Origin of the sequence: Aeromonas sp. Y289-2, from assembly GCF_027705925.1 — a bacterium.
GTDB lineage: Bacteria > Pseudomonadota > Gammaproteobacteria > Enterobacterales > Aeromonadaceae > Aeromonas > Aeromonas veronii.
Genome location: NZ_JAPDCH010000007.1, coordinates 81,001 through 106,053, shown reverse-complemented (window position 1 = coordinate 106,053; position 25,053 = coordinate 81,001). Strand labels below are relative to the sequence as shown.

Genomic DNA, 25,053 nt, shown 5'->3' with positions numbered 1-25,053 from the left:
TTATGTGGATTGGGGTCATTAGCCTCTTCCCTGAAATGTTCCGAGCCATTACCGAGCACGGGGTAACGGGTCGGGCCGTCAAGAGTGGCCTGCTGCAGATTGAGTGCTGGAACCCCCGGGAGTTTACCCACGATAAACACCGTACGGTCGATGATCGTCCTTATGGTGGTGGGCCCGGCATGTTAATGATGGTTCAGCCGCTGCGTGACGCGATTCATGCAGCCAAGCAAGCGGCGGGAGACGGGGCGAAAGTCATCTATCTCTCTCCTCAGGGGCGCAAGCTGACTCAAGCGGGCGTAACCGAGTTGGCGACGAATCAGAAACTGATTCTGGTAGCCGGTCGATACGAAGGTATCGATGAACGCGTGATACAAACCGAAGTCGACGAAGAGTGGTCTATCGGGGATTACGTGTTAAGTGGTGGCGAGTTGCCTGCCATGACCCTGATCGATGCGGTTTCGCGTCTGGTTCCAGGAGTCTTGGGTGATCAGGCCAGTGCCGAGCAGGACTCCTTTACGGATGGCTTGCTGGATCATCCCCACTATACTCGGCCAGAGGTGTTGGATGGATTGGCGGTGCCCGAGGCGCTTACAAGCGGCAATCACGAAGTGATTCGACGCTGGCGTCTCAAGCAGTCGCTCGGACGAACCTGGCAAAGAAGGCCGGAACTTATTAACAACCTAGCTCTGACTGACGAGCAAGAATCACTTCTTGCCGAGTATGTCCGCGAAGTGCGTGACAGCGTTAAGTAGAGTTTTCAGTTTATCCTAGGTAAGGAAAGACAATGAGCAAGATTATTCAGCAGCTTGAACAAGAGCAACTGCGTACCGACATCCCGGCTTTTGCCCAGGGCGACACTGTACGTGTTCAAGTTCGTGTTAAAGAAGGTGGTAAAGAGCGTCTGCAGGCTTTCGAAGGCATCGTTATTGCCAAGCGTAACCGCGGTCTGCACTCTGCTTTCACCGTTCGCAAGATCTCCAACGGCGAAGGTGTTGAGCGTGTATTCCAGACTCACTCTCCGCTGATCCACAGTGTAGAACTGAAGCGTCGTGGTGATGTTCGCCGCGCCAAACTGTACTACCTGCGCAACCTGTCCGGCAAAGCTGCTCGTATCAAAGAGAAGCTCAACTAATTCGATTCGAATTGGTGTCGGTATGTCGGCAAATAGCTCGACAGGTAGTGAAAAGGCTCGCCAATGGCGAGCCTTTTTTGTATCCGTCTATTGGCTATCTGGGAGCCGTTACTGGATGACCCGAACTACCGAGTTGTCTCGCCCGAAGGGGCCTGGCACATAGTCGTCCGCTGCCCAGTCATTCTCGTAGAGGGTTTCCCCTGCCGGAGTGATGAGCTGGTAGCAATATTCGAAGTACCCCGGGCCGTCGGTCGGTAGATTGAGGGTGGCTTTGAACTCGCCGCTCTTCATGCGTTTAAGCTCGACCGGTTTCCACTGGGTAAACTCGCCGATCAGCATCACCTGTTCCGCCCCTGCAGCCGCCTCTTTCTCTACTGCAAAGGTCACCTTGACCTCGGGCTTGGACTTTAAAAACTGTTTGATCAGTGGCATGACGCCTCCTTGTCTGTGAGTTAAAAATGGCTCCTGTCTATTTTTATACCACCATATGACAAAGATGTTGATAAGGCAGATCAAGTCGGCAAGGCAAAATAGCGTTGCAGCAAACTGTGGGTAAAGTCGATCTTGAGATAGAAGCCGCGGGGCAGGGTCATGATGGGTTGACCATCGCGGCCGATGGCGCGAGTCAGCGCCTTGTTGTTGGCCGCCTTGGGCCGCAGTTGCATCACTTGGCCGTGGCGTGCGCTGATCTGCTCCACTTCTCCCAGCACTATCATGTCCATTAGCTCCTCCCAGTCCTGACGTAGTAGCCGATCTTCCTCTTCATTCGGGCTCCACATCAGCGGCATGCCGACCCGCCGCTCGCCAACCGGGATCTCCCGACTGCCTTCCACCGGGATCCAGAGCACTCGGGAGAGCTTGTTACGCACGTTGGATTCTTCCCAGCGCTGGCCGCTGACGCCGATCAGCGGGGCGACGCAGACGAAGGTGGTCTCCAGCGGTTTGCCTTGAGGATCCACGGGGATCGTCTTGAGTTCTATCCCCAGCTCCGGGAAGTCCTGCTCCGGCTTGCTCCCGGCGCTGGCCCCCAGTTGCAGCTCGATCAACTGACCGACCCACCCCTTGTCACGGCGCAGGTCTTTGGGCACCGCGATGCCAGCCTCGGCGGCCAGCTGTGCCAGCGTGAAGCCGGCCATGGCATAGGCGCGGCTCAATAACTCCTGCTCGGATTGGGGATTACTTGGCATGTTTGGCTCCATCTTGCTCGCCATATTCTAACAGGGGAGGATCCCGAGAAGGATCGCTGTTTTTATAACCGATCCTGAGTGGATAAGATCAAATGCAGAGAATTTGGGGGCTATCAGTTCATCATTATGATTTTAAAGGGTTTTGTCTGTTTTATCGAGCAGTAAGCCAGGTCTGGTTTGACCTCGAAATAGTTGTCCAAGGGTTTGTGCATGATGTTACACACAGTTATCCACAGAAATCTTGGATAAGTGGATGAAAGTGGTTGGAGTCGCTGATATGTTACAAAAAATTGTGAATGCCACCCCATTTTTACAGGGTAAACGGGGTAGATATTGTGCCACTCCTGTGGATAATTTCGCCGCGGTGGATCTTTGAGCAGTTGAACTTGTTCACAATCCGGATCATGGATCTGGCTCTTGGGGTGGCATGGATCTAGATCCAGTTGTTTTGTCTCAAGCTTATAAAAAGTAATGATTTTTTATATTTAATGTCGCGTGGTGATACGGAGAGGCACTTTTCGCGTACAGTTAAAAAGTACTGTATATACCCGTTTGCTAACAGCTTTATGCACAGCCTGGGTGGGCAACTTGAGGGCGCGGATCCTTGGATTTGTTTATAAGTATGTTTGAAATCGAAAGTTATTCATGAAACAGGGGATTCACTCCTTGTTTGCTGCCACGGAGTGAATGTGGAACAATCTCCTTATAGATTCAGCCTTTATAAGGTGATCACGTGATTGATGGCGACGGATTTCGTCCCAATGTCGGTATCGTGATCTGTAACCGTGAAGGACAAGTGTTGTGGGCTAAACGCTATGGGCAGCACTCCTGGCAGTTTCCGCAGGGGGGGGTTGATGATGGTGAAACGCCAGAGCAGGCCATGTATCGAGAGCTGTATGAGGAGATTGGCCTCAAGCCCGAAGATGTGACCATCATGGCCACCAGTCGTAACTGGCTAAAGTACCGTTTACCCAAACGTCTTGTCCGCTGGGACAGTTCACCGGTCTGTATTGGCCAAAAACAAAAATGGTTCCTGTTACAGCTGAATTCGGGCAAGGAGTCGCGGATCCAGTTCGGCTGTCATGGCCATCCCGAATTTGACGACTGGCGTTGGGTCAGCTTCTGGTACCCGGTGCGTCAGGTCGTCTCGTTCAAGCGGGAGGTTTATCGCCGGGTCATGAAAGAGTTTGCCCCGCTGGCGATGCCAGTGCCGGCAGTGCAGGTCAACAAGAAGGATGGGCGGCGCAACCGCGCCCGTTAAGGAGCACAGATTAGTTGTTAACGGAACTGAGACGTATCGTCGAGAGCATGGCCGAGGCCAATACCCTCGAGCAGGCCTTGCAAGCATTGGTGAGCCAGACCCGGCACGCCATGGCAGTGGACTGCTGCTCCGTCTATGTCTCGGAACCCGAGGTGCGCCGCTATCGCCTGGCGGCTACCGACGGCTTGGCCCCGTCCGCGGTCGGCAAGGTGACCCTGCCCTACGAGCAGGGTATCGTTGGTCTGGTGGGTCAGCGGGAAGAACTGATCAACCTGGCTGATGCCCCCGCGCACCCCAGTTTCAAATTCCTGCCCGATGTTGCCGAAGAGGCGTTCCGCTCCTTCCTCGGCGCTCCCATCATGCATCAGCGTCAGGTAGTCGGCATTCTGGTGGTGCAGCAGAAGGAGAGCCGCCGCTTCGATGAGGGGGAAGAGTCCTTCATGGTCACCCTGGCGGCCCAGCTGGCGGCGCGGATCGCCCAGGCGCAAGCCAAGGGGTGGTTGCAGAAGACCGACTGGAGCAAGCCGCTGCGTGGTATTGCCGGTGCCAGCGGCATCGCCATGGCCAAGGCTTGGGTGTGGCGGCCCCGGAAGGCGCTCTCGTCCATTACCCCGCGCAAGGATGAAGACCATGCCAGCCAGCTGGCACGGCTGGAGCTGGCGGTTGAGGAGGTGCGGCACGACTTGGAGAGTCTGGCGCTGCGTTTTCGCGAGAGCTACAGCCAGGATTCGGTGGCGATTTTCGATATCTACCTCCATCTGCTGAACGATCCCGGCTACATCAAGCCGATTCGCAACAAGGTGAGCAAGGAGCACTGGACTGCGGTCTCTGCGGTCAAGCTCATCAGTGATCGCTTGATCGAGCAGTTCAAGGGGATGAAGGATCCCTACCTGCAGGAGCGCTCCACCGACGTGAAGGATATTGCCCAGCGACTGATCAGCCGACTGGTGCAGAATGAACCGGAACATATCTCCATCGGCGAGCCGGTGGTGCTGGTCGCCGACGAGGTGACAGCCACCATTCTGGCGGAAGTGCCCCGCGAGTATCTGACCGGGGTGGTCTCGCTCAAGGGGGGAACTAACTCCCATGCGGCCATTCTGGCCCGCGCCATGGGGGTCGCCGCCATCATGGGGGTCGATCTGCCCCTCGGCGACATCGGCGGTCGCATGCTGGTTGTCGATGGTTACAGCGGCGATCTCTTCATCGAACCCAATCAGGTGATTCTGACTGAGTATCGTCAGCTGCTGAGCGAAGAGCGGGCGCTCGATACCTTGGTGCGCAGTGTCGACAACCTGCCATCCGAAACCGCCGACGGCACCAAGGTCTCCCTGTTGCTCAACGCCGGTCTCAGCGCCGATACCGAGATCTCCCTCAACCAGCTGGCGGACGGGGTCGGTCTCTATCGCACCGAGATCCCCTTTATGCTGCAGGAGAGCTTCCCCTCCGAGTGGGAGCAGACAGCCCGTTATCGCGGCATTCTGGAGACCTACCGCAACCGGCCGGTCTGCATGCGGACGCTGGATGTGGGCGGCGACAAGCCGTTACCCTATTTCCCCATCGTCGAGGAAAACCCCTTCCTTGGCTGGCGGGGGATCCGGATCACCCTGGATCACCCCGAACTGTTTCTGGTGCAGCTCAAGGCGATGCTGCGGGCCAGCGAAGGGCTGGACAATCTGGCCATCATGCTGCCGATGATCAGCAGCGTCAGCGAAATCAAGGCCTCCCGTCGCCTGCTGGATCAGGCGTGGCGGGAAGTGTCGGAAGAGGCAGCCAGCCGTGATGCGGTGATCCGCTACCCCAGCCTCGGGGTGATGATCGAGGTGCCCTCAGCCCTCTTTATCTTGCCGGAGATGGCGCCGCTCATCGATTTCTGGTCGGTGGGCAGTAACGACCTGACCCAGTACCTGCTGGCGGTAGATCGCAACAATTCCCGGGTTGCCAACATCTATGATGCCTTCCATCCTGCGGTGATCCGCGCCCTGCAACAGCTGGTTGATGCCTCCCATCGCTACCAGAAGCCGGTGTCGGTGTGTGGCGAGCTGGCCGGTGATCCGGTAGGTGTATTGCTGCTGCTGGCCATGGGCTATCGCCGCTTCAGTATGAACACCCACAACATCGCCCGGATCAAGTACGTGCTGCGTCAATCCACCCTGAGCGAGTTGACCGAACTGATGGCCGATGGCCTCAAACATGACAATCCCCACGTGCTGCGCGGCCTGTTTGCTCGCTATCTGGAGGAGCATGGTTTGGGCGGTTTGCTGCGAGCCGGTCATAAATCGAAATAGAGTGATTGATAATCATGCCTTGTCCCTGCTGACGAATGATCGGAAAATGCGGCTTTTATTTTGACTGGGGCCGCATATGCAGCACGATGGATATTGGGTTTTCTCGCAGATTGATCCCGTAGCATTCAGTTTGGGACCACTATCGGTACGCTGGTATGGTCTCATGTACCTGTTCGGTTTCGCATTTGCCATGTGGCTTGCCGGCCGTCGCGCCGATGCACCGAACAGCGGCTGGACCCGCAACGAGGTATCGGATCTGCTGTTCTACGGTTTCCTCGGGGTGATCCTCGGTGGCCGTGTCGGTTACGTGCTGTTCTACAACTTCGATCTCTTCCTCGCGGATCCCACCTATCTGTTCAAGATTTGGACCGGCGGTATGTCGTTCCACGGTGGGCTGATCGGGGTGATCACCGCGATGATCTGGTTTGCCCACAAGACCAAGCGCCACTTCTTCACCGTGGCCGATTTTGTGGCACCGCTCATTCCGTTTGGTCTCGGCGTCGGCCGGATCGGCAACTTCCTCAACGGCGAGCTGTGGGGCCGGGTCACCGATGTGCCCTGGGCCATCATCTTCCCGGAGGCCGGCCCCGAGCCGCGTCATCCCTCCCAGCTTTACCAGTTCGCCCTGGAAGGGGTGGTGCTGTTCATCATCCTCAACCTGTTCTGGCGCAAGAATCCGCCGCGCGGCGCCATCTCCGGCATGTTCCTGCTGTTCTACGGCCTGTTCCGCTTCCTGGTGGAGTTTGTGCGCCAGCCGGACAGCCAGCTCGGTCTCTACTTCCAGGAGATCAGCATGGGCCAGATCCTCTCCACCCCGATGATTATCGCCGGTGCCCTGATGATTTGGGCTGCCTACAAGCGTCCGCAGTTGTTCGGTAATGCCATGAAGGAGGCGAAATAATGCGAGCTTATCTCGACCTGATGCAGAAAATTCTCGATGAGGGCACCGTCAAGTCAGACCGTACCGGCACCGGTACTGTCTCCCTGTTCGGCCATCAGATGCGCTTCAATCTGGCGGAGGGGTTCCCGCTGGTGACCACCAAGAAGTGCCACCTGCGCTCCATCATTCACGAGCTGCTCTGGTTCCTCAATGGCGATACCAATACCGCCTATCTGAAGGAAAACGGCGTCAGCATCTGGGATGAGTGGGCCGACGAGAATGGCGATCTGGGGCCGGTTTACGGTGCTCAGTGGCGCTCCTGGCCTGCCGCTGACGGGTCTGTCATCGACCAGATCCAGAAGGCGGTGGATGACATCAAGCACAACCCGGATTCGCGCCGCATCATAGTCTCCGCCTGGAACGTGGGTGAACTTGACAAGATGGCGCTGGCTCCCTGCCACGCCTTCTTCCAGTTCTATGTGGCGGACGGCAAGCTCTCCTGCCAGCTCTACCAGCGCAGTTGCGATGTGTTCCTCGGCCTGCCGTTCAACATCGCCAGCTACGCCCTGCTGACCCACATGATGGCCCAGCAGTGCAATCTGGAAGTGGGTGACTTCGTCTGGACTGGCGGTGATGTGCACCTCTACTCCAACCACATGGAGCAGACAGCTCTGCAGCTCTCCCGCGAGCCGCGCCCGCTGCCGACCCTGGTGATCAAGCGCAAACCTGACTCCATCTTCGACTACAAGTTCGAGGATTTCGAGATCGAGGGTTATGACCCCCATCCCGGCATCAAGGCGCCCGTCGCCATCTGATAGCAAGGCGCCTCAGGGCGCCTTTTTTATGCAGTTAAATAATTGAAAATTCATTTTATTGATTAATAAGACGGTAGCCAGAGACGAGGAAAAACCTGCTTATAGCAGGTATGTTCTATTTTGCCTTCGGTTTTTTCGTTGTATTGAGCAGCAAGAAACGATTTTCCATTGGTTGTTGCAAGGGATAGACTCAAACCAAAGCAATACGGTGGAAAATTTAACCATGAGTGACGTAATCAAAAAGTTCCTGAAGCTGGAGGCCGCCTCCGGAATTATTCTGATCATGGCTGCCATGCTGGCAATGATTTTAGCCAATACCGCGCTGGCTGGCGGGTATCAGGCGTTTCTCGATACGCCGGTGCAGGTGCGCATCGCGGCCCTCGACATTAACAAGCCGCTGCTGCTCTGGATCAACGATGGCTTTATGGCGATCTTCTTCCTGCTGGTTGGTCTGGAAGTGAAGCGTGAAATGCTGGAAGGGGCGCTCTCGACCCGGGTTCAGGCGACTTTCCCGGCTATTGCGGCGGTGGGCGGCATGCTGGCTCCGGCCTTGATCTACGCCTTTTTCAACTATTCGGATGAAGTGGCGCGCGCTGGCTGGGCGATCCCGGCTGCGACCGATATCGCCTTTGCCCTCGGGGTGATGGCGCTGCTTGGCAAGCGGGTGCCGGTGAGCCTGAAAGTATTCCTGCTGGCGCTGGCCATCATGGATGACCTGGGTGTCATCATCATCATCGCGCTCTTCTATACCCAGCAGCTGTCGCTTGAGGCGCTGGCCATCGGTATTCTGGCAACCCTCACTCTGCTTTGGATGAATCGCCGTGGTGAAGACAGGATCAGCTTCTACATGTTGATTGGTCTGGTGCTCTGGGTTGCGGTGCTCAAGTCTGGCGTCCATGCGACCCTGGCGGGTGTAGTGGTGGGCTTTATGGTTCCGCTTAACGGCAAGCGTTACGCCTCGCCGCTCAAGTATCTGGAGCATCAACTGCACCCCTGGAGTGCCTATCTGATCCTGCCGCTGTTTGCCTTTGCCAACGCCGGGGTATCGCTGGAAGGGATTGGTCTCTCCTCCCTGCTGAGTCCGGTGCCTATGGGGATCATGCTGGGGCTGTTTATCGGCAAGCCGCTCGGGGTGTTCACCATCAGCTGGCTGTCGGTCAAGCTGGGCATCGCCCAGTTGCCGCCCGGGGTCAACTTCAAGCAGATTTTTGCGGTCAGCATCCTCTGTGGCATCGGATTCACCATGTCGATGTTTATCGCGTCTCTCGCCTTCGAGCACGGTGGGCTGGATTACGGCAGCTACTCTCGCCTCGGGATCCTAGTGGGCTCCACCATGGCGGCGGTAGTCGGCTATCTGGCCTTGCGCATGGCCCTTCCCAAGGGAGAAGGGGAACAGAGTACGGAGGGACTATGAAGCTGCATACAGGGTTGTTGATGCTGTTGTTGAGCCCCGCGGCATGGGCCGGCGGGCTGGAGGATTGCAAGCAGGACGCCACTTCGGCGAACTGCTCTGCCTATCTCAACGGGGTGGTAGACAGCGCCCTGCTGCTGGGGGACAAGCAGGCCAAGGCGCGCTTTGGCGAGACCTTCTCCGAGCGGGCGCTAAGCAGCCGGGCTGGCGAGATGGTCAAGCGCTCCAACAAGCGTTATTGCGCTGACCGGATGCCTGACAAGGCACGCCTCAAGGCAAGTCTGATGGAGCAGTTTGGCGCGAACAAGGTTGACTCGATTAGCGACATGTATGACATTCTGGCGGTTGAACTCAGCTGCTACCGGAGTCCGCGTCAAGCGGGAACCCCATCGGATGTCACACCTTAACTACAACCATCTCTACTATTTCTGGATGACTCAGAAGAAGGGCTCCGTTACCCAGGCAGCGGAAGCCCTTTTTTTGACCCCGCAAACCGTCACCGGCCAGATCAAGCTGCTGGAGCAGCGCCTCGGTGGCAAGCTGCTCAAACGCAAGGGGCGCTCCCTAGAGGCGACCGAGCTGGGTCAACTGGTGTTTCGCTATGCCGACAAGATGTTCAGCCTCTCCTACGAGATGCTCGATATCGTCAACTACCGCAAGGAGAGCCAGATCCTGTTCGACGTCGGCATCGCCGATGCCCTCTCCAAGCGCCTTGCCAGCCGCGTGCTTCTCTCTGTCATCCCCAATGATGGCTCCATCCATCTGCGCTGTTTCGAATCGACCCACGAACTGCTGCTGGAACAGCTGAGCGAACACAAGCTCGATATGATCCTCTCCGACTGTCCAGTGGACTCCAGCCAGCATGCGGGCCTGTTATCCAAGCGGCTCGGCGGTTGTGGCGTCAGCTTCTTCTGCAAGGCGCCGCTGCCCGAAAAGCCCTTTCCCGCTTGTCTGGAGGAGCGCAAGCTGCTGATCCCCGGTCGCCGTACCGCCATGGGGCGTCAGCTGACCCAGTGGTTCGAGCAGCAGGGGGTCTCCCCCAGCATTCTTGGCGAGTTTGATGATGCCGCCTTGATGAAGGCGTTTGGCTTCTTCAATCAGGGGATTTTCATGGCTCCCACCATCTATCGGGAGGAGATCCTTGAGGGGGAGGGGGTGATGCTGATCGGGGAAACCCAGGATCTGATGGAGGAGTATTACGTCATCTTCGCCGAGCGGATGATCCAGCATCCGGCGGTGAAGCGGGTCTGCGAGAGCGATTTTACCTTTCTCTTTTCCGGCCAGGAGAACTTCTCCGCCATCCAGCCTGCCACCCTGTCGTTTTAAAACGGCCCGTCACCACGTATCATCGGCGAGTGGTAGAGGAGAGATGTGATGCAACTTGAAGAGATGGAAGCCAATGCGAGTAAAGCGGTGGCCTTGCTCAAGGCGCTGGCCAACGAACGGCGGCTGTTTATTCTGTGCCAGTTGCTGGAGCGGGAGCTGTCGGTGGGGGAGCTCAACGAGCGATTGGGATTGAGTCAGTCGGCCTTGTCACAGCATCTTGCGCTGCTGCGGCGGGATGAGCTGGTGACAACGCGCAAAGAGGCCCAGACGGTCTACTATTCGCTGCGCAGCCATGAGGTGCGTGAAATGATCAGTTTGCTGCATCGACTTTATTGCAGCGCAGATAAATAAAAAACCGGCACTAAGGCCGGTTTTTTCAGCTTTGATCAGCAGACGCTGATTAAGCCATAGCTTTGATCTGGGCAGACAGGCGGCTCTTGTGACGAGCTGCTTTGTTCTTGTGGATCAGGCCTTTGGTCGCCATACGATCCATGATCGGCTGAGCAACAGCGAAAGCGGCAGTCGCAGCAGCTTTGTCGCCAGAGGCGATAGCAGCAATGACTTTCTTCAGGTAGGTACGGGTCATGGAACGACGGCTGGCGTTGTGCTGACGGCGTTTTTCTGACTGAAGAGCGCGCTTCTTAGCAGATTTGATGTTAGCCAAGGTAAAACTCCTAAAACTGTCTTAGCGAGTGTATTGAAAAGGCCCGGAAATATGCCCTTCCAACCACATATTGTCAAATGATTTGTGCAAATAAACACCGCCTCCCGGTGGTGTGTCAGTAGGGAGACGGTTAAACTGTCGGCCGATTCTAGCAGCATTCTTTTCATTCTGACAGTTCCAGAGGCCTCGTCTTGAGTAAGAAATTGATCAAATCCGGCATGATAGTGTCCGGAATGACGCTGGCATCCCGCGTAATGGGCTTGGTTCGCGATGTGGTCATCGCAAATCTGCTCGGTGCCGGGGTGGCCGCCGACGTCTTCTTTTTTGCCAATCGCATTCCCAACTTTCTGCGTCGTCTGTTCGCCGAAGGTGCCTTCAACCAGGCCTTTGTTCCCGTGATGACGGAGTACAAGAAAAATGGCGACGAGGGGGAGGTGCGTGAATTGCTGGCGGCGGTAGCGGGCACGCTGGGGGGGATAGTGACTGTGGTCACCCTGCTCGGTGTGCTGGGGTCTGGTGTGCTGACCGCGCTGTTTGGCTGGGGCTGGTTCTGGGACTGGCTGCATGGCGGCCCTGCGGCCGAGAAGTTCGAGCTCGCCAGTCTGATGCTCAAAATCACCTTCCCTTACCTCTGGTTCATCACCTTTACCGCCATGGCGGGGGCTATCCTCAACACCTTCGGCCGCTTTGCGGTCTCGTCGTTTACGCCGGTGTTTCTCAACATCACTATGATTGCGGCGGCCTGGTGGATTGCGCCACTGATGGACAAACCTGAGATCTCGCTGGCGATTGGTGTCTTTTTGGGCGGTTTGGTGCAGTTTTTGTTCCAGTACCCCTTTTTGCGCCAAATCAACATGCTGGTGTGGCCCAAGTGGGGATGGAATCACCCTGGGGTGGTGAAGATCCGCACCCTGATGATCCCCGCCCTGTTCGGGGTTTCGGTCAGCCAGATCAATCTGCTGGTCAACACCATGCTGGCTTCTTTCCTGGCGACCGGTGCCATTAGTTACCTCTACTACTCGGATCGCCTGCTGGAGTTCCCCCTAGGGCTGTTTGCGGTAGCCATCAGTACCGTGATCCTGCCTGCGCTGGCCAAGAAGCATGTGGATGCCGATCCGGCCGACTTCTCCCGCACCATGGATTGGGGGGTGCGGATGGTAATGCTGCTCGGCCTGCCCGCCATGATAGGCATTGCGGTGATGCGCGAGCCCATTTTGCGAGTGCTGTTCATGCGCGGCGAGTTCGGCCTGCATGAAGTGAGCATGTCGAGCGCGAGCCTGCTGGCCTCCACTACCGGTCTGCTCTCCCTGATGCTGATCAAGGTGCTGGCACCCGGTTACTACGCCCGTCAGGACACCAAGACGCCGGTGCGGATCGGGGTGATGTCGATGATTGCCAACATGGTCTGCAACCTCATCTTTATCTACCCGCTCGGTTACGTGGGGCTGGCGCTCTCGACCGCCTGCTCGGGCACTCTGAATGCGGCCTTGCTGTTCAAGGGGTTGTACCAGCAGAGCGTCTATCGTCCCTCCCGCCATACTGGCGTGTTCTGCCTCAAGCTGCTGGTCGCCAGCGTGCTGATGGGGGGCGTGCTCGCCTATCTGTCGCCAGATTTGGCTCAGTGGGGCGCATGGAGCATGGGCAAGGCCAGTTTGCAGCTGACCATGCTGCTGTCGCTGGGGGCTGCGGTCTATGCCGTGGTGTTGCTGCTGCTGGGCATTCGGCCGCGTCACCTTAAATCGGGGCAGCAGTAGCCGTGATCCTGCGGCGCCATGGGGACAGTGCCTCATGGCGCCGCAGATGGGCGGGACTGGGCCCGGATAGTTGAAATCAGGCTATGAGGGCTGACCCTGCCTGCTGCCTGATATATAATCCGCCGATTTCCATGGCAGCAACGCACAAGGCACTGATGGAGCTTATTCGCGGCATTCACAATCTCAAGCCCCGTCACCGGGGATGTGTATTAACCATTGGCAACTTTGATGGGGTTCATCAGGGTCACCATGCGGTATTGGCACGTCTCAAGGAGAAAGCGGCCCAGCTGGGATTGCCCGCCTGCGTCATGCTGTTTGAGCCGCAGCCGCTGGAGCTGTTTGCCGGTAGCGAGGCGCCGGCGCGCCTGAGCCGGTTGCGGGAAAAGTACGAAGCGCTGCAGGGGCTGCATATCGATCGCATGCTCTGCGTGCGCTTCAGCCACCGTTTTGCCGAGCAGGCGGCCTCGACCTTCATCGAGCAGTTGCTGGTGGAGAAGCTCGGGGTGCGCTATCTGGTGGTCGGCGATGATTTTCGCTTCGGCAAGGGGCGGGAAGGGGATTTCCACCTGCTGGAGGAGGCGGGTCATCGCTTCGGCTTTGAGGTGATCAGTACCCAGAGCTTCCAGCTCGAACGGCAGCGGGTCAGCAGCACCCTCGTACGCGAGGCCCTGAAAGCGGGCCGGATGGCGGAGGTGGAGCTGATGCTTGGCCGCCCCTACACCATCAGCGGCCGGGTGGCTCACGGCGACAAGCTGGGGCGCACCATAGGTTTTCCCACCGCCAATCTGGCCCTCAAGCGTCAGGTGATCCCGGTCGGTGGCGTGTTTGCGGTGGAAGTGATATGTTCCGGCAAGACCTTCCCCGGTGTAGCCAATGTGGGTGTACGGCCGACCTTGAGCGGTACACAAGCCAGATTGGAAGTACATCTATTTGATTTTTCTGGTGATCTATATGGTCAGCAGGTCAAGGTGCTGCTTCGCCACAAGCTGCGCGAAGAGCAGAAGTTTGCCTCTTTCACTGCCTTGAAAGAGCAGATCGAACGAGATGCCCTGGCGGCCCGAGCCTGGTTCGGGCTGCCACAATTCAATTTACCCAGCACTCTTTTAGAAAAGAAGGGAACCCAGGACTGATGAGCGACTATAAACACACCCTGAATCTTCCGGAAACCGAGTTTCCGATGCGTGGCGATCTGGCCAAGCGCGAACCCAACATGCTGAAACGTTGGTACGATCAGGATCTCTACGGCGCTATTCGCCGCGCCAAAGCGGGCAAGCCTTCTTTCATTCTGCATGATGGCCCCCCCTATGCGAACGGCAACATTCACATCGGTCACTCGGTCAACAAGATCCTCAAAGACATCATCATCAAGTCCAAGGGCCTCTCCGGTTTCGATTCCCCCTATGTGCCGGGTTGGGATTGCCACGGTCTGCCTATCGAACTGAAAGTGGAAGGCATGGTCGGCAAGCCGGGCGAGAAGGTTTCCGCTGCCGAATTCCGCGCCGAGTGCCGCAAATACGCCAAGACCCAGATCGAAGCGCAGAAGACCGACTTCATCCGTCTGGGTGTGCTGGGCGACTGGGAACATCCCTACCTGACCATGGATTTTGGCACCGAAGCCAACATCATCCGCTCCATGGCCAAGATCGTTGAAAACGGCCACCTGCACAAAGGTTCCAAACCGGTGCACTGGTGTACCGATTGTGGCTCCGCACTGGCTGAAGCCGAGGTGGAGTACTACGACAAAAACTCCCCCTCCATCGATGTGCGCTTCAAGGCTGTTGATGAGGCGACCGTTGCCGCCAAGTTTGACTGCGCCGAAGGCCACACCGGCAAGGGTCCGATCTCTGCGGTGATCTGGACCACCACTCCGTGGACCCTGCCAGCCAACCGCGCCATCGCCATGCACGCCGATCTGGATTACGCACTGGTGCAGGTTGAAAGTGAGCACCCCGAGCGTCTGATCCTGGCCGCCGAGCTGGTCAAGGATGTGATGGATCGCGCCGGTATCGAGAAGTTCCACAATCTGGGCTATGCCAAGGGCGCCGCGCTCGAGTTGCTGCGCTTCAACCACCCCTTCTACAGCTTCGATGTGCCGGTGGTTCTGGGTGATCACGTCACCCTGGATGCCGGTACCGGCGCCGTACACACCGCCCCTGGCCACGGTCAGGAAGACTTCGTGGTCGGTCAGAAGTACGGTCTGGAAGTGGCCAACCCGGTTGGCAGCAACGGTGTTTACCTGCCGGATACCGAACTGTTTGCCGGCCAGCATGTGTTCAAGGCCAATGCCTCCGTGATCGAAGTGCTGACCGAGCGCGGCGCCCTGCTGCACCACAAGGTGTTCAACCACTCCTATCCGCACTGCTGGCGTCACAAGACCCCGATCATCTTCCGTGCTACTCCACAGTGGTTCATCAGCATGGAGCAGAAGGGTCTGCGCAAGCGCGCACTGGAAGAGATCGAGCGCATCGAGAAGGACGGTATTGCCCAGCAAGGCCAGAGCGGCTGGGTACCGGCTTGGGGTAAAAACCGCATTCAGGCGATGGTCGAGAACCGTCCTGACTGGTGTATCTCCCGTCAGCGCACCTGGGGTGTGCCCATCTCCCTGTTCGTCCATAAAGAGACCCAGGAACTGCACCCGGAATCCGTGCGCCTGATGCACGAAGTCGCCAAGCGGGTCGAGCAGTCCGGCATTCAGGCATGGTGGGATCTGGACAAGGCCGAGCTGCTGGGTGCCGATGCCGACAACTACGAGAAAGTGCCTGATACCCTCGACGTCTGGTTCGACTCCGGTTCTACCCACGCTTCCGTGGTTGATGCCCGTCCCGAGTTTAACGGTAAGCCAGCCGACATGTATCTGGAAGGCTCTGACCAGCACCGTGGCTGGTTCATGTCCTCCCTGATGATCGGTGTGGCCATGAAAGACAAGGCTCCCTACAACCAGGTGCTGACTCACGGCTTCACCGTGGATGGTCAGGGTCGCAAGATGTCCAAGTCCATCGGCAACGTGGTCAGCCCGCAGGACGTGATGAACAAGCTGGGTGCCGACATCCTGCGTCTGTGGGTAGCGAGCACTGACTACACCGGCGAGATGACTGTCTCGGACGAGATCCTCAAGCGCTCTGCCGATGCTTATCGTCGTATTCGCAACACTGCCCGCTTCCTGCTGGCCAACCTGAACGGCTTCAATCCGGCGACCGACATGGTGGCACCTGCCGACATGGTAGTGGTGGATCGCTGGGCCGTGGGCCGTGCCAAGGCGGTACAGGCCGAGATCATGGCGGCATTCGACGAGTACAACTTCCATGGCGTAACCCAGAAGCTGATGCAGTTCTGTTCCATCGAGATGGGCTCCTTCTATCTGGATGTCATCAAGGATCGCCAGTACACCGCCAAGGCTGACAGCCTGGCCCGTCGCTCCTGCCAGACCGCCCTCTATCACATTGCCGAGGCCATGGTGCGCTGGATGGCGCCGATCATGAGCTTCACCGCCGATGAAATCTGGGCACTGCTGCCGGGTGAGCGCGGCGAGTTCGTCTTCACCGAAGAGTGGTACGACGGCCTGTTCGGGCTGGAAGCGGGTGAAACCCTCAACGACGATTTCTGGGCCGAGATCCTCACCGTGCGTGGTGAAGTGAACAAGGCGCTGGAAGTGGCCCGTGGCGAGAAGCGTATCGGCGGTTCCCTGCAGGCCGAACTGACCCTGTTCGCCAAGCCGGAGCTGGCTGCACGCCTGAATGCCCTGGCTGATGAGCTGCGTTTCGTGCTGCTCACCTCCAAAGCCAAGGTTGTTGAGGCTGACACTGCGCCGGAAGGCTCTGTGGCAACCGAGCGTGATGACCTGTGGCTGAGCGTTGCCCAGTCTGCCGCCGCCAAGTGCGACCGCTGCTGGCACCATGTAGAAGATGTGGGCACTATCGCGGGTCACGAAGAGATCTGTGGTCGCTGTGTGACCAACGTTGAGGGTGACGGCGAAACGCGTCAATTTGCCTGATGAACATGACTCAACATAAAAGCGGCCTGCGTTGGCTGTGGCTGGCAGTGCTGGCCTTTGTACTGGACCAGGCGAGCAAGCTCGCCGTGGTCAAGTTGCTGCCATTTGGTTACCCGGGGGTGGAGATCACCCCCTTCTTCAATCTGGTTCACGTCTACAACAAGGGCGCCGCATTCAGCTTTCTGGCTGATCAGGGGGGCTGGCAGCGCTGGTTCTTCGCGGTGCTGGCTTTTGCCATCTGTGGATTGCTGATCCACTGGCTGCGCAAGCAGTCGGTGACCCAGCGTTGGAGCGGTATCGCCTATTCACTCATCATCGGCGGCGCCCTCGGCAACGTCTTTGATCGACTGGTGCTGGGCCATGTGGTCGATTTCCTCGATTTCTACTGGCAGCGTGCGCACTGGCCGGCATTCAATCTGGCCGACAGCTTTATCTTTATCGGGGCCGCCATGATTGTGCTGGACGGTTTCCGTGGTGAGAAAAAGGAGCAGGCATGAGCCAGCAGATCACCGCTAACAGCAGCGTGCTGTTCCACTTCTCCATCAAGCTGGAAGATGGCTCGGTTGCCGACAGCACGGCGCTGCACGGCAAACCAGCCCGCCTGCGGATGGGCGATGGCAGCCTGACCCCCACCTTCGAGCAGTGTCTGCTGGGCCTGTGCGAAGGGGAGAGCAAGAGTTTTACTCTGGCGCCGGAAGAGGCCTTTGGTCTCTCCAATCCCGACAATATCTACCATCTCGACCGTGCCAAATTTGGCGCCGATGTGGAGCCAAAAGTCGGCACCATCATCCTGTTCGATCAGCCCAATGGCAGCGAGCTGCCGGGCATCATCCGGGCGGTAGCCGGGATGTCGGTGACGGTCGATTTCAACCACCCGCTGGCCGGTCATACCGTCACCTTCGAGGTGGAGATCCTGGGTGTTGATGATAAGGAGAAGGTGCATTAATGGATATTCTGCTCGCTAACCCTCGCGGTTTTTGCGCCGGTGTCGATCGCGCCATCAGCATTGTCGAGAGCGCGCTGGAGAAGTTCGGTGCCCCCATCTATGTCCGCCACGAAGTGGTGCATAACCGGTATGTGGTGAACAAGCTGAAAGAGGCGGGTGCTGTCTTCGTCGAGGAGCTGGACGAGGTGCCGGATGACAGCATCGTCATCTTCTCTGCTCACGGCGTGGCCAAAACAGTGCGTGAGATGGCCAAGTCCCGCGCCCTCAAGGTATTTGATGCCACCTGTCCGCTGGTGACCAAGGTTCACATGGAAGTCCATCGCGCCAGTCGCAAGGGCTCCGAAGCTGTGCTTATCGGTCATGCTGGCCACCCCGAGGTGATCGGGACCATGGGGCAATACGAGAATCGCGAAGGCGGCATGTATTTGGTGGAGACACCGGAAGATGTCGCCAAGCTCAAGGTGAAGAATCCGGATGACCTCTGCTTCGTTACCCAGACCACTCTGAGTGTGGATGAGACCTCTGACGTGATCGATGCGCTGCGCAAGCACTTCCCCAAGATCCAGGGGCCGCGCAAGGACGATATCTGCTACGCCACCCAAAACCGTCAGGATGCGGTGCGGGAGATGGCGGGGCTGGTGGACGCCATGCTGGTGGTGGGGTCTCGCAACTCCTCCAACTCCAACCGTCTGCGTGAGCTGGCCGAGAAGGTGGGCGCCAGAGCCTATCTTATCGACGATGCGTCGATGATCGAGGCGAGCTGGCTGGAAGGCGTGAAGGCGATTGGCGTCACTGCAGGTGCATCAGCCCCCGAGGTGCTGGTGCAAAACGTGATTGCCCGCCTGCGGGAGCTGGGAGGCAAGGTGGTCGCCGAGCATCCTGGCCGTGAAGAGAACGTAGTCTTTGAGGTTCCTCCCGAACTTAGAATAATTTGAGTGCAGCCAGGAAGGCTTAAGAATAAAGTGTGTTGATAATGACGCCGGGTTTGTTCAAGAGACAGGCTCGGCGTTAAACTTATGAAGCAGTCTGTCACCAAGGATGGGGTATGATTGGATACTTTCGTGGTTTTTCTCTTATTGAGTTGATGATTGTCATCGCCATCGTGGCGATTCTTGGCACCATCGCTTATCCCGCCTATCAGCAATATGTGCTGACCAGTCATCGTGTCGAAGCCAAGGCCATGCTGCTCAATGCAGCCAATCGGCAAGAAACCTATTTTATGGATTTCAATCAGTATGCATCCTCTGCTGCTGCTCTTGGTATCAGTAGTGCATCTGAGAATGGCCTGTATCAATTATCCATTGCCGTATCAGGTAACACCTACACCTTGTCAGCTAGTGCTGGCGCGGCGACGGCCCAAGCCAAAGATACCGATTGCACGGTGTTTTCGATTAATCAGTTGGGCGTCAAAAGTGCCTCTGGTGCAGCTAGCAATAGCTGTTGGGAATAGCCATGGCCATTCATGTTTCATCACATGAGAGAGGATTCAGCCTGCTGGAGGTGATGATCACAGCAGTAATCCTGTCGTTGGGGCTGCTTGGTCTGGTTGCTTTGCAAACCCATTCCAAATTTGCCAGTTATGAAGCTCGTCAGCGCACGATTGCCAGCTGGTTGGCTAACGATATGGTCGAACGAGTACGGATAAATCGTGATAGCTGGACCGCATCCGGTGCAGTGACCGTTAATCTTGCCGCCAACTTGCCACGTCCGACATGCGCCGCCGCAGATGGCACAATCAGCGCGTGCAGTGCTGCAGATTTACGTAACGCCGACCTTCACTACTGGCAACAAGCCCTGCTTGGGGCCAGTGTTTCGGGGGCGGCATCTTCCTTGAATTCACCGATAGGCTGCGTGGTGCGGCGGGCCAATAATGTATTGGCTGTCGGGATATTCTGGGCTGGCAAACAAGAGATATCTGATGGGGGGGCTGCCGCCGCCGCAGCAACGCTGATCAATGAGTGTCAACTCTCGACAACAAATAATCTTTCGAGGCGCCAGTTTATTCTGACGACGACTTTATGAATTCTCGCGGTTTCACGCTGGTAGAGTGGCTGGTCGCTATGCTGCTCGGTTTATTTTTGTTGGCGGGGGTATTCACAGTTTTTGTGATGTCTCGCTCCAGCTCTGAAGATGCCTTTGATCAAAGTGAATTACAGGAAAATGGTCGATTGGCCATTCGACTGATTAGCCAGGATATCAAATGGGCTGGTTTTTTTGGAGCTTATACCGGCCAGTCAACACAAGTTGGCTCCTCACTGTCGCTGAGCACTGGCAGTACCATTTTATCAGCCAGTGATTGTCTGGATGAGCGCTCTGTCGGTAGTTTGCCATCACCTCTTGGGCCAATTCGCGGACTTTGGGTTTCACGGGTTTCCGCAAGCAAAGGATTGAGTGGTTTTACTTGTATTGATGCCAACGATCGAGTGGCAAACTCCGATGTAATCAGTATCAAGCGACTGGTAGGGCGTCCTATACCAGCATCAGAGGGATTGGATACAAACCGCTTTTATATGGCAACCAATAGTCAGGAGGCGAGAGTCATCAAGGGAAGCGAAACCAGACCACTCTTTGGTGCCAATAATGAGAGCCAGATCTGGGAATACCAGCACTACATTTATTACCTATCACAAGAAGATGGTATTCCTGTTTTACGCAAGCGCTATTTGACCGTCAATGGTGGCTCTGCTCTGATTGGTGGCGCTATGGCTGAGGGCGTTGAACATATGGTGCTGATGTATGGTGTTGACGATTCCTTGATCCCTGATGGACGCATAGACAGATATATGTCAACGGACCAAATGACAACACAGCGCTGGAATGAGGGGCGAGTATTGGGGGCTCGGCTTTTCTTACTGATTAGAGCCGCTCGGGAATCAAGTCGCTATAAGAATAACAATAGCTATCAACTCGGTAATATTACGGTTAATGGTGGTGGTGATGGTTATCGCCGTCTGCTCTTGGAAAGCAGTATTGCATTACGCAATCAACAAATAACCACCCGAGGTGGAACATGAGATTGGTTAAAAAAAACCAGGGTGTAGCATTGATTGTTGCACTGGTTATTCTGGTTCCCTTGACTCTGATTGCGGTAGTCGTCATGCAATCCAGTGGTATGAGTCTGAAGATGGCGGGTTCTAGTGCCAGTTTGCAACGAGCGGAGCACGAAGTTGAAGGTACTCTGGAGTCTGCATTGAGCGATACTTCTCTCTCAACACAAATTGCAACGCAGGCAATTGGTACTTCGGCGGCAATAGGCACTACCACTCCTGCTACTACTTTGACAGTCAATACAGAAAGTGTATGCAAACGAAAATTTGAAGCCAGTAGCCAGAATGTAACGCCAGCTTGTCGTTATGCTGAAGCCACCACATCCAGTGCTTATGGCAAGGTGAATAGCCAAATGACCTTTACTGCCGGGGTAGAACAACCCTTGCTCAGTGCCAATTAGGGAGCGGGTGATGAACATAAGGAACTGTTTGTTTACAAGCTTGCTGGTATTGTGTTGCGGAATATCAGGGGGATCTTTGGCGGTAGGTACTGGTTATTCCGATGATACCGAGTTGTTTATTTATGACTTTGCCAAGGCGGGGGACTTCCGCCCTAAGGTGCTCTTTATTTTCGATAACTCGGGGAGTATGAAAAATACAACCGAAGTTGCTAAAGAGCCTTATGACTCATCGATAAGTTATCCATCATTGGCTAATGATCCAGATGTTAATAATAGTAATCGCTTCATCTATTTCTCCAGTGATGGAAAAGTTCCCACTATCAACAGTACCAAACGTTTTAGTGAGAATTTAAATGCATGTGCGACATCTAAAGGCCCTCTAAATAATGTGGGCCGATTTCAGTCACGAGTTTGGGGATATGAAATATATGATAAAAATAGAAAGGGGCGTTGGCGTTCTCTAAATGATTTTGATATTTACAGTATAATAATTGCAGATTGCCAGCAAGATATTGATGAGAAAAACGCAAACAATCAATATTCAGGTCCATATTCAACATATATTGTTGATGGTTATCCCGTTGACAAGCCAAATCGCACAACGGGAAGCTGGTTTTACACATCAAATGTAGCCAATGCTCTTGCTAGTGGTAGTTCTACCCAGATCTCATTATTTACGGCAAATTATGTCCGTTGGTATTACGGTAGTACAGGTGTGTCAACACAAACTCGATTGAAAGTTGCTCAGGATGCAGTCAAAGAACTGGTTTTGGCTACGCCAGCTGTCGATTTTGGTCTGGCTGTTTTTAACTACAATGATGGCAATGAACCAGGTAGTAGAAATGGCGGAAGAATAATCCGCAATATTGTAGGTAACGATGCCATCCTCACCTCTGGTAAAAGCGGTGCGCAGGATTTGATTGACAAGGTAAATAGTTTGAGCTCTGACACTTGGACTCCCTTATGTGAAACACTATATGAATCATATAGATACTTTGGCGGTTTGGGGGTGTACTTTGGTGACGATGATGTAAATCGTACTCCAAAGCGGGATAGCAATGCTGAAGTAACATCGGGTATATATAAACCCCCCTATGATAAATGTTCCAATAATGGTTATATCATCTATATGACAGATGGTGAACCAACCAATGATAAAGCAGCAGATTCCCTTGTCGCCAACCTGATCAGCACGTTATCTACAGAGGATAAGGTTGCTTATGGCGGCTTGGTTAGTTATGGGTCTTCTGGTGAAAAAAGCTATCTTGCTGCACTTGCCGGATATATGAAAAACAATGATGTAAACACCTCGGCTATAGGCAAACAAACAGTCACAACATTCACCGTGGGTTTTGGAGATGAAGCAATTAAGGGGGCCGGTGCATTATTGGCAGAGACCGCTCGTCGTGGTGGGGGTAAATACTATCCAGCAACCGATGCAACCCAACTTAACGAAGCATTAAAATCATCATTGCTAGCTATCTTGAAAATGAATACCTCGTTGGTCTCTCCCGCCATTGCCACTAATAACTTTGACCGTACTCGCAGTCTGAATAATATTTATTATGCAATGTTTGAGCCTGGTTCTGGTCCACGATGGAAGGGCAATCTTAAAAAGCTGGTTCTGAATCCAGATAAGGGTTATGTAGTCGATCAGAGTGGCTTACCTGCGATATCCAGTGATGGAACAATTCTTGAGTCAGCAAGAACCTATTGGTCATCCACCAGTGATGGTAACAAGGTTGCCGAGGGTGGGGTACAAGAGATGCTGGCAGCTAAAACCAATCGCAATCTTTATATTATTCCCCCTTCCACTAATACATTAACTCCCTTTAGCAAGTCTGCTCTTGAGGGTATGGCAGGCGGGGCGACGCAGCTACGCACTGTCATGAAACTTGATAGTGCTGATAGCATGGATGACCTGCTTAATTGGACCAAGGGTATTGATGCGTTTGATGAGAATCAGGATGGTGATAGAACAGATAATCGGGAGCATATTCTTGGTGACCCGTTGCATTCACGGCCATTAGTGATCAACTACGGTTGTACAAAGTCGACAGGACAGACTACATGTACACCTGACTTGCGCATTGTGATGGGAAGTAATGCCGGCTTCTTGCATATGTTTAAAGACAGCGGCACCACGGTTGATGAAAGCTGGGCCGTTATGCCCTATCAATTTATTGCCAATCAGAAAGCGCTGCGAGAAAACCTGGATTCATCGGCTCATCTATATGGTGTAGATTCATCGCCCACTGTGCTGGTCAATGAGCAAGTCAAAGATGGTCATATCAAGTCGTCACAAGGTGACAAAGTGTGGTTATTTACCGGGTTGCGCGGTGGTGGCAAGGCCTATTATGCGTTGAATATATCCGATCCGGACTCCCCTTCGCTTATGTGGCGGTTGGATAAAAACAGCGCCGGTTTCAGCAACCTGGGCGAAACTTGGTCGATCCCCGAGGTTGCGTTCATTCCTGGTTATTACACAGAAACCAATGGTAAAAAAACCTATAAGCCAGTCCTGATATTCTCTGGAGGTTATGATCAGGCCAAGAGCTATTTGGGCCAGGGGGCTGAAGACAGTGAAGGGTTGGGTATTTATATCGTGGATGCTGAGGCCGGCACGCTGTTGTTAAGCTTTACCCCAGATGTGGCCAGTGCAACCAACAAACAGGTTGCAGGCATGGTTTATAGCATGCCAGGCGCTGTTTCTGTGCTGGACAGTGATGGAGATGGTGTATCTGACCGGGTTTATGCGGGTGATACCGGCGGTCAGATCTGGCGCATCGACATGAAGGGGACAGAAAAATCCAAATGGACGGCCATCAAGTTTGCCAGTTTGGGAAATGCACATTTAAGTGGAACTGCCAAGAAGCTGGAAGATGATCGCCGTTTCTTTACCCAGCCCGTATTGGTGCGCACCATCAATAAAGGTTGGAAGTATGATGGGACAAATTATCTTTACAGCGAGCGTCCGTTTGATGCCGTATTGATAGGCAGTGGTGATAGAAACCGCCCCTCCTCGGAGGCGACAACCCAAAATGTGTATGTGATGCTACGTGACTACAATGTTAATCCAACCTTGTTTGGGGCAACGTCTGAACCAGCGGTGCCATCAAGTATCACACTGAACGATCTCTACGATGTGACCAGCGATCCCTTTACGGGTTTGAATGAAGAGCAGATTGTAAACACCACCAAGGCGTTGACCAGCAAGTTGGGATGGAAATTCTGGCTCAATGAAAGCGGTGAAAAATCAATGGGGGCTGGTTTGGTGTTGCAAGGCAAGCTTTATTTCACCTCCTTCCTGCCTCAGGTACAGGACTTCCAACAATGTACGATTCAATCGATCGGTGCCATGCGCCAATATATGATTGATATGCACTATGGCACTTCTTTCAAATATGTACTGGATAGCAACAATCAGGAAGTTATTCAGCGTTATGTAGAGGTGCAAAATAAGGTTGCTGATGATCTGGTTATTCATGGTGGGGATGATGGCCGGATCAGGATTATAGGTGGTGCTCCGGGCAAGGAGGTCATCCTCAAAGATGATGGGAAGGGAGAGCCTGAGCGCTGTACCGGTGAAGGAGAATGCTCACAAGGTGCGGAAGAGGCAAAAATGGATATGTCTCCCAAGAAAATCTATCTCTATGAAGGAGAACAGGGATGAAACGCATGCTGCTCTGGTGTGTGGGCTTGCCCTTGTTGGTTCATGCCCAAACGGAAGACATAAAATGTTATGTCACTCTGGAAGGTGGCGTGCAGATGGTGTTGCAGCAACCGGTAACTGATACGAGCAAGGCAAATCTGGTCAGGGTGTTTAAACAGAAAGGTTATGAGATTGATGGGGTGGTGCATCTTGTCACAGAGGTAATCGAGTGCGTTCCTTTGGCGGCCACCTTTTCGCTGGCTGATGCAAAAAAACAAGATGAAATCCAACCCAGATAACG

Annotated in this window: 25 protein-coding genes; 22 read left to right on the top strand and 3 right to left on the bottom strand. The window is 55.0% G+C overall.

Annotated elements, in window-relative coordinates; genetic code table 11:
* Positions 1-2: 2 nt before the first annotated feature.
* Together trmD and rplS are read left to right on the top strand one after the other, a co-directional pair.
* The gene (gene trmD / locus OKC43_RS12455; RefSeq protein WP_005340400.1) at positions 3-752 is read left to right on the top strand and encodes a tRNA (guanosine(37)-N1)-methyltransferase TrmD; all 750 of its coding nucleotides are present in this window, start codon (positions 3-5) and stop codon (positions 750-752) included.
* A gap of 32 nt (positions 753-784) precedes the next feature.
* The gene (rplS, locus tag OKC43_RS12450) at positions 785-1,132 is read left to right on the top strand and encodes a 50S ribosomal protein L19 (protein ID WP_005313505.1); all 348 of its coding nucleotides are present in this window, start codon (positions 785-787) and stop codon (positions 1,130-1,132) included.
* A 108-nt stretch (positions 1,133-1,240) separates the two neighbouring features.
* Here the strand turns inward: rplS and OKC43_RS12445 are convergent, their stop codons facing one another.
* Together OKC43_RS12445 and mutH are read right to left on the bottom strand one after the other, a co-directional pair.
* A complete protein-coding gene (locus OKC43_RS12445; RefSeq protein ID WP_236271932.1) occupies positions 1,241-1,564 on the bottom strand; it encodes an isoamylase early set domain-containing protein in 324 nt (107 codons plus the stop codon).
* 80 nt (positions 1,565-1,644) lie between these two features.
* The gene (gene mutH / locus OKC43_RS12440; RefSeq protein WP_236271931.1) at positions 1,645-2,319 is read right to left on the bottom strand and encodes a DNA mismatch repair endonuclease MutH; all 675 of its coding nucleotides are present in this window, start codon (positions 2,317-2,319) and stop codon (positions 1,645-1,647) included.
* A gap of 733 nt (positions 2,320-3,052) precedes the next feature.
* Here mutH and rppH point away from each other — a divergent pair.
* The 8 genes from rppH to OKC43_RS12400 all read left to right on the top strand — a co-directional run bounded on the left by rppH (position 3,053) and on the right by OKC43_RS12400 (position 10,648).
* Positions 3,053-3,580, top strand: coding sequence for an RNA pyrophosphohydrolase (rppH, locus tag OKC43_RS12435; RefSeq protein WP_005340421.1), 528 nt, complete (start codon positions 3,053-3,055; stop codon positions 3,578-3,580).
* Between the two features lie 14 nt (positions 3,581-3,594).
* Positions 3,595-5,865 carry a phosphoenolpyruvate--protein phosphotransferase gene (gene ptsP, locus OKC43_RS12430; protein WP_150390235.1) on the top strand — a complete coding sequence of 757 codons (2,271 nt, stop codon included), beginning with the start codon at positions 3,595-3,597 and terminating at the stop codon, positions 5,863-5,865.
* A 76-nt stretch (positions 5,866-5,941) separates the two neighbouring features.
* Positions 5,942-6,766, top strand: a complete 825-nt coding sequence (lgt, locus tag OKC43_RS12425) for a prolipoprotein diacylglyceryl transferase (protein WP_041201849.1) — start codon at positions 5,942-5,944, stop codon at positions 6,764-6,766.
* The gene (gene thyA, locus OKC43_RS12420) at positions 6,766-7,560 is read left to right on the top strand and encodes a thymidylate synthase (protein WP_005340427.1); all 795 of its coding nucleotides are present in this window, start codon (positions 6,766-6,768) and stop codon (positions 7,558-7,560) included. Before lgt ends, thyA begins: the two co-directional genes overlap by 1 nt.
* A gap of 223 nt (positions 7,561-7,783) precedes the next feature.
* The gene (gene nhaA, locus OKC43_RS12415) at positions 7,784-8,974 is read left to right on the top strand and encodes a Na+/H+ antiporter NhaA (RefSeq protein WP_150390236.1); all 1,191 of its coding nucleotides are present in this window, start codon (positions 7,784-7,786) and stop codon (positions 8,972-8,974) included.
* Positions 8,971-9,378 carry a hypothetical protein gene (locus OKC43_RS12410; protein ID WP_236271929.1) on the top strand — a complete coding sequence of 136 codons (408 nt, stop codon included), beginning with the start codon at positions 8,971-8,973 and terminating at the stop codon, positions 9,376-9,378. The genes nhaA and OKC43_RS12410 overlap by 4 nt, the downstream gene beginning before the upstream one ends.
* On the top strand, positions 9,365-10,297 hold the full coding sequence (gene nhaR, locus OKC43_RS12405; protein ID WP_005340434.1) for a transcriptional activator NhaR: 933 nt from the start codon (positions 9,365-9,367) through the stop codon (positions 10,295-10,297). Before OKC43_RS12410 ends, nhaR begins: the two co-directional genes overlap by 14 nt.
* A gap of 48 nt (positions 10,298-10,345) precedes the next feature.
* A complete protein-coding gene (locus OKC43_RS12400; RefSeq protein WP_013724128.1) occupies positions 10,346-10,648 on the top strand; it encodes an ArsR/SmtB family transcription factor in 303 nt (100 codons plus the stop codon).
* A gap of 49 nt (positions 10,649-10,697) precedes the next feature.
* Here the strand turns inward: OKC43_RS12400 and rpsT are convergent, their stop codons facing one another.
* Positions 10,698-10,961, bottom strand: a complete 264-nt coding sequence (gene rpsT / locus OKC43_RS12395; protein WP_005308808.1) for a 30S ribosomal protein S20 — start codon at positions 10,959-10,961, stop codon at positions 10,698-10,700.
* 191 nt (positions 10,962-11,152) lie between these two features.
* Here rpsT and murJ point away from each other — a divergent pair, with 191 nt between their 5' ends.
* The 12 genes from murJ (at position 11,153) to tapY2 (ending at position 25,051) form a co-directional block, all read left to right on the top strand.
* Positions 11,153-12,715, top strand: a complete 1,563-nt coding sequence (gene murJ / locus OKC43_RS12390; protein ID WP_005348927.1) for a murein biosynthesis integral membrane protein MurJ — start codon at positions 11,153-11,155, stop codon at positions 12,713-12,715.
* 155 nt (positions 12,716-12,870) lie between these two features.
* Positions 12,871-13,845 carry a bifunctional riboflavin kinase/FAD synthetase gene (ribF, locus tag OKC43_RS12385; RefSeq protein ID WP_139443034.1) on the top strand — a complete coding sequence of 325 codons (975 nt, stop codon included), beginning with the start codon at positions 12,871-12,873 and terminating at the stop codon, positions 13,843-13,845.
* Entirely contained in the window at positions 13,845-16,706 is a 2,862-nt protein-coding gene (gene ileS / locus OKC43_RS12380; RefSeq protein ID WP_236271927.1) for an isoleucine--tRNA ligase, read from the top strand. The genes ribF and ileS overlap by 1 nt, the downstream gene beginning before the upstream one ends.
* Positions 16,706-17,203 (top strand): signal peptidase II, encoded by a 498-nt coding sequence (gene lspA, locus OKC43_RS12375; protein ID WP_005340447.1) that lies wholly within the window; start codon positions 16,706-16,708, stop codon positions 17,201-17,203. Before ileS ends, lspA begins: the two co-directional genes overlap by 1 nt.
* Positions 17,200-17,652 carry an FKBP-type peptidyl-prolyl cis-trans isomerase gene (gene fkpB / locus OKC43_RS12370; RefSeq protein WP_236271926.1) on the top strand — a complete coding sequence of 151 codons (453 nt, stop codon included), beginning with the start codon at positions 17,200-17,202 and terminating at the stop codon, positions 17,650-17,652. The genes lspA and fkpB overlap by 4 nt, the downstream gene beginning before the upstream one ends.
* Complete coding sequence (ispH, locus tag OKC43_RS12365) at positions 17,652-18,587, top strand: 4-hydroxy-3-methylbut-2-enyl diphosphate reductase (RefSeq protein WP_058057986.1); 936 nt, start codon at positions 17,652-17,654, stop codon at positions 18,585-18,587. The genes fkpB and ispH overlap by 1 nt, the downstream gene beginning before the upstream one ends.
* Positions 18,588-18,697: 110 nt before the next feature.
* Positions 18,698-19,102 (top strand): type IV pilin protein, encoded by a 405-nt coding sequence (locus tag OKC43_RS12360; RefSeq protein WP_005348937.1) that lies wholly within the window; start codon positions 18,698-18,700, stop codon positions 19,100-19,102.
* A 2-nt stretch (positions 19,103-19,104) separates the two neighbouring features.
* On the top strand, positions 19,105-19,674 hold the full coding sequence (gene pilV, locus OKC43_RS12355) for a type IV pilus modification protein PilV (protein ID WP_236271925.1): 570 nt from the start codon (positions 19,105-19,107) through the stop codon (positions 19,672-19,674).
* Positions 19,671-20,666, top strand: a complete 996-nt coding sequence (locus OKC43_RS12350; protein WP_074042660.1) for a PilW family protein — start codon at positions 19,671-19,673, stop codon at positions 20,664-20,666. The genes pilV and OKC43_RS12350 overlap by 4 nt, the downstream gene beginning before the upstream one ends.
* Positions 20,663-21,100: a type IVa pilus pseudopilin TppD gene (gene tppD, locus OKC43_RS12345; RefSeq protein ID WP_074042661.1), complete on the top strand. Its 438-nt coding sequence runs from the start codon at positions 20,663-20,665 to the stop codon at positions 21,098-21,100. The genes OKC43_RS12350 and tppD overlap by 4 nt, the downstream gene beginning before the upstream one ends.
* Positions 21,101-21,110: 10 nt before the next feature.
* Positions 21,111-24,773, top strand: a complete 3,663-nt coding sequence (locus tag OKC43_RS12340; RefSeq protein ID WP_236271924.1) for a pilus assembly protein — start codon at positions 21,111-21,113, stop codon at positions 24,771-24,773.
* A complete protein-coding gene (tapY2, locus tag OKC43_RS12335) occupies positions 24,770-25,051 on the top strand; it encodes a type IVa secretion system protein TapY2 (RefSeq protein WP_043826141.1) in 282 nt (93 codons plus the stop codon). The genes OKC43_RS12340 and tapY2 overlap by 4 nt, the downstream gene beginning before the upstream one ends.
* The last annotated feature ends 2 nt before the right edge of the window (positions 25,052-25,053 follow it).

What these genes read in the sequence shown, in the direction of transcription:
- OKC43_RS12445 (WP_236271932.1), bottom strand. Translation starts at nt 1,564, where the DNA reads ATGCCACTGATCAAACAGTTTTTAAAGTCCAAGCCCGAGGTCAAGGTG.
- lgt (WP_041201849.1), top strand. Translation starts at nt 5,942, where the DNA reads ATGCAGCACGATGGATATTGGGTTTTCTCGCAGATTGATCCCGTAGCA.
- OKC43_RS12360 (WP_005348937.1), top strand. Translation starts at nt 18,698, where the DNA reads ATGATTGGATACTTTCGTGGTTTTTCTCTTATTGAGTTGATGATTGTC.
- tapY2 (WP_043826141.1), top strand. Translation starts at nt 24,770, where the DNA reads ATGAAACGCATGCTGCTCTGGTGTGTGGGCTTGCCCTTGTTGGTTCAT.
- fkpB (WP_236271926.1), top strand. Translation starts at nt 17,200, where the DNA reads ATGAGCCAGCAGATCACCGCTAACAGCAGCGTGCTGTTCCACTTCTCC.
- nhaA (WP_150390236.1), top strand. Translation starts at nt 7,784, where the DNA reads ATGAGTGACGTAATCAAAAAGTTCCTGAAGCTGGAGGCCGCCTCCGGA.
- OKC43_RS12340 (WP_236271924.1), top strand. Translation starts at nt 21,111, where the DNA reads ATGAACATAAGGAACTGTTTGTTTACAAGCTTGCTGGTATTGTGTTGC.
- ribF (WP_139443034.1), top strand. Translation starts at nt 12,871, where the DNA reads ATGGAGCTTATTCGCGGCATTCACAATCTCAAGCCCCGTCACCGGGGA.
- lspA (WP_005340447.1), top strand. Translation starts at nt 16,706, where the DNA reads ATGAACATGACTCAACATAAAAGCGGCCTGCGTTGGCTGTGGCTGGCA.
- OKC43_RS12400 (WP_013724128.1), top strand. Translation starts at nt 10,346, where the DNA reads ATGCAACTTGAAGAGATGGAAGCCAATGCGAGTAAAGCGGTGGCCTTG.
- OKC43_RS12410 (WP_236271929.1), top strand. Translation starts at nt 8,971, where the DNA reads ATGAAGCTGCATACAGGGTTGTTGATGCTGTTGTTGAGCCCCGCGGCA.
- trmD (WP_005340400.1), top strand. Translation starts at nt 3, where the DNA reads ATGTGGATTGGGGTCATTAGCCTCTTCCCTGAAATGTTCCGAGCCATT.
- mutH (WP_236271931.1), bottom strand. Translation starts at nt 2,319, where the DNA reads ATGCCAAGTAATCCCCAATCCGAGCAGGAGTTATTGAGCCGCGCCTAT.
- pilV (WP_236271925.1), top strand. Translation starts at nt 19,105, where the DNA reads ATGGCCATTCATGTTTCATCACATGAGAGAGGATTCAGCCTGCTGGAG.
- tppD (WP_074042661.1), top strand. Translation starts at nt 20,663, where the DNA reads ATGAGATTGGTTAAAAAAAACCAGGGTGTAGCATTGATTGTTGCACTG.
- ileS (WP_236271927.1), top strand. Translation starts at nt 13,845, where the DNA reads ATGAGCGACTATAAACACACCCTGAATCTTCCGGAAACCGAGTTTCCG.
- thyA (WP_005340427.1), top strand. Translation starts at nt 6,766, where the DNA reads ATGCGAGCTTATCTCGACCTGATGCAGAAAATTCTCGATGAGGGCACC.
- OKC43_RS12350 (WP_074042660.1), top strand. Translation starts at nt 19,671, where the DNA reads ATGAATTCTCGCGGTTTCACGCTGGTAGAGTGGCTGGTCGCTATGCTG.
- nhaR (WP_005340434.1), top strand. Translation starts at nt 9,365, where the DNA reads ATGTCACACCTTAACTACAACCATCTCTACTATTTCTGGATGACTCAG.
- ispH (WP_058057986.1), top strand. Translation starts at nt 17,652, where the DNA reads ATGGATATTCTGCTCGCTAACCCTCGCGGTTTTTGCGCCGGTGTCGAT.
- rplS (WP_005313505.1), top strand. Translation starts at nt 785, where the DNA reads ATGAGCAAGATTATTCAGCAGCTTGAACAAGAGCAACTGCGTACCGAC.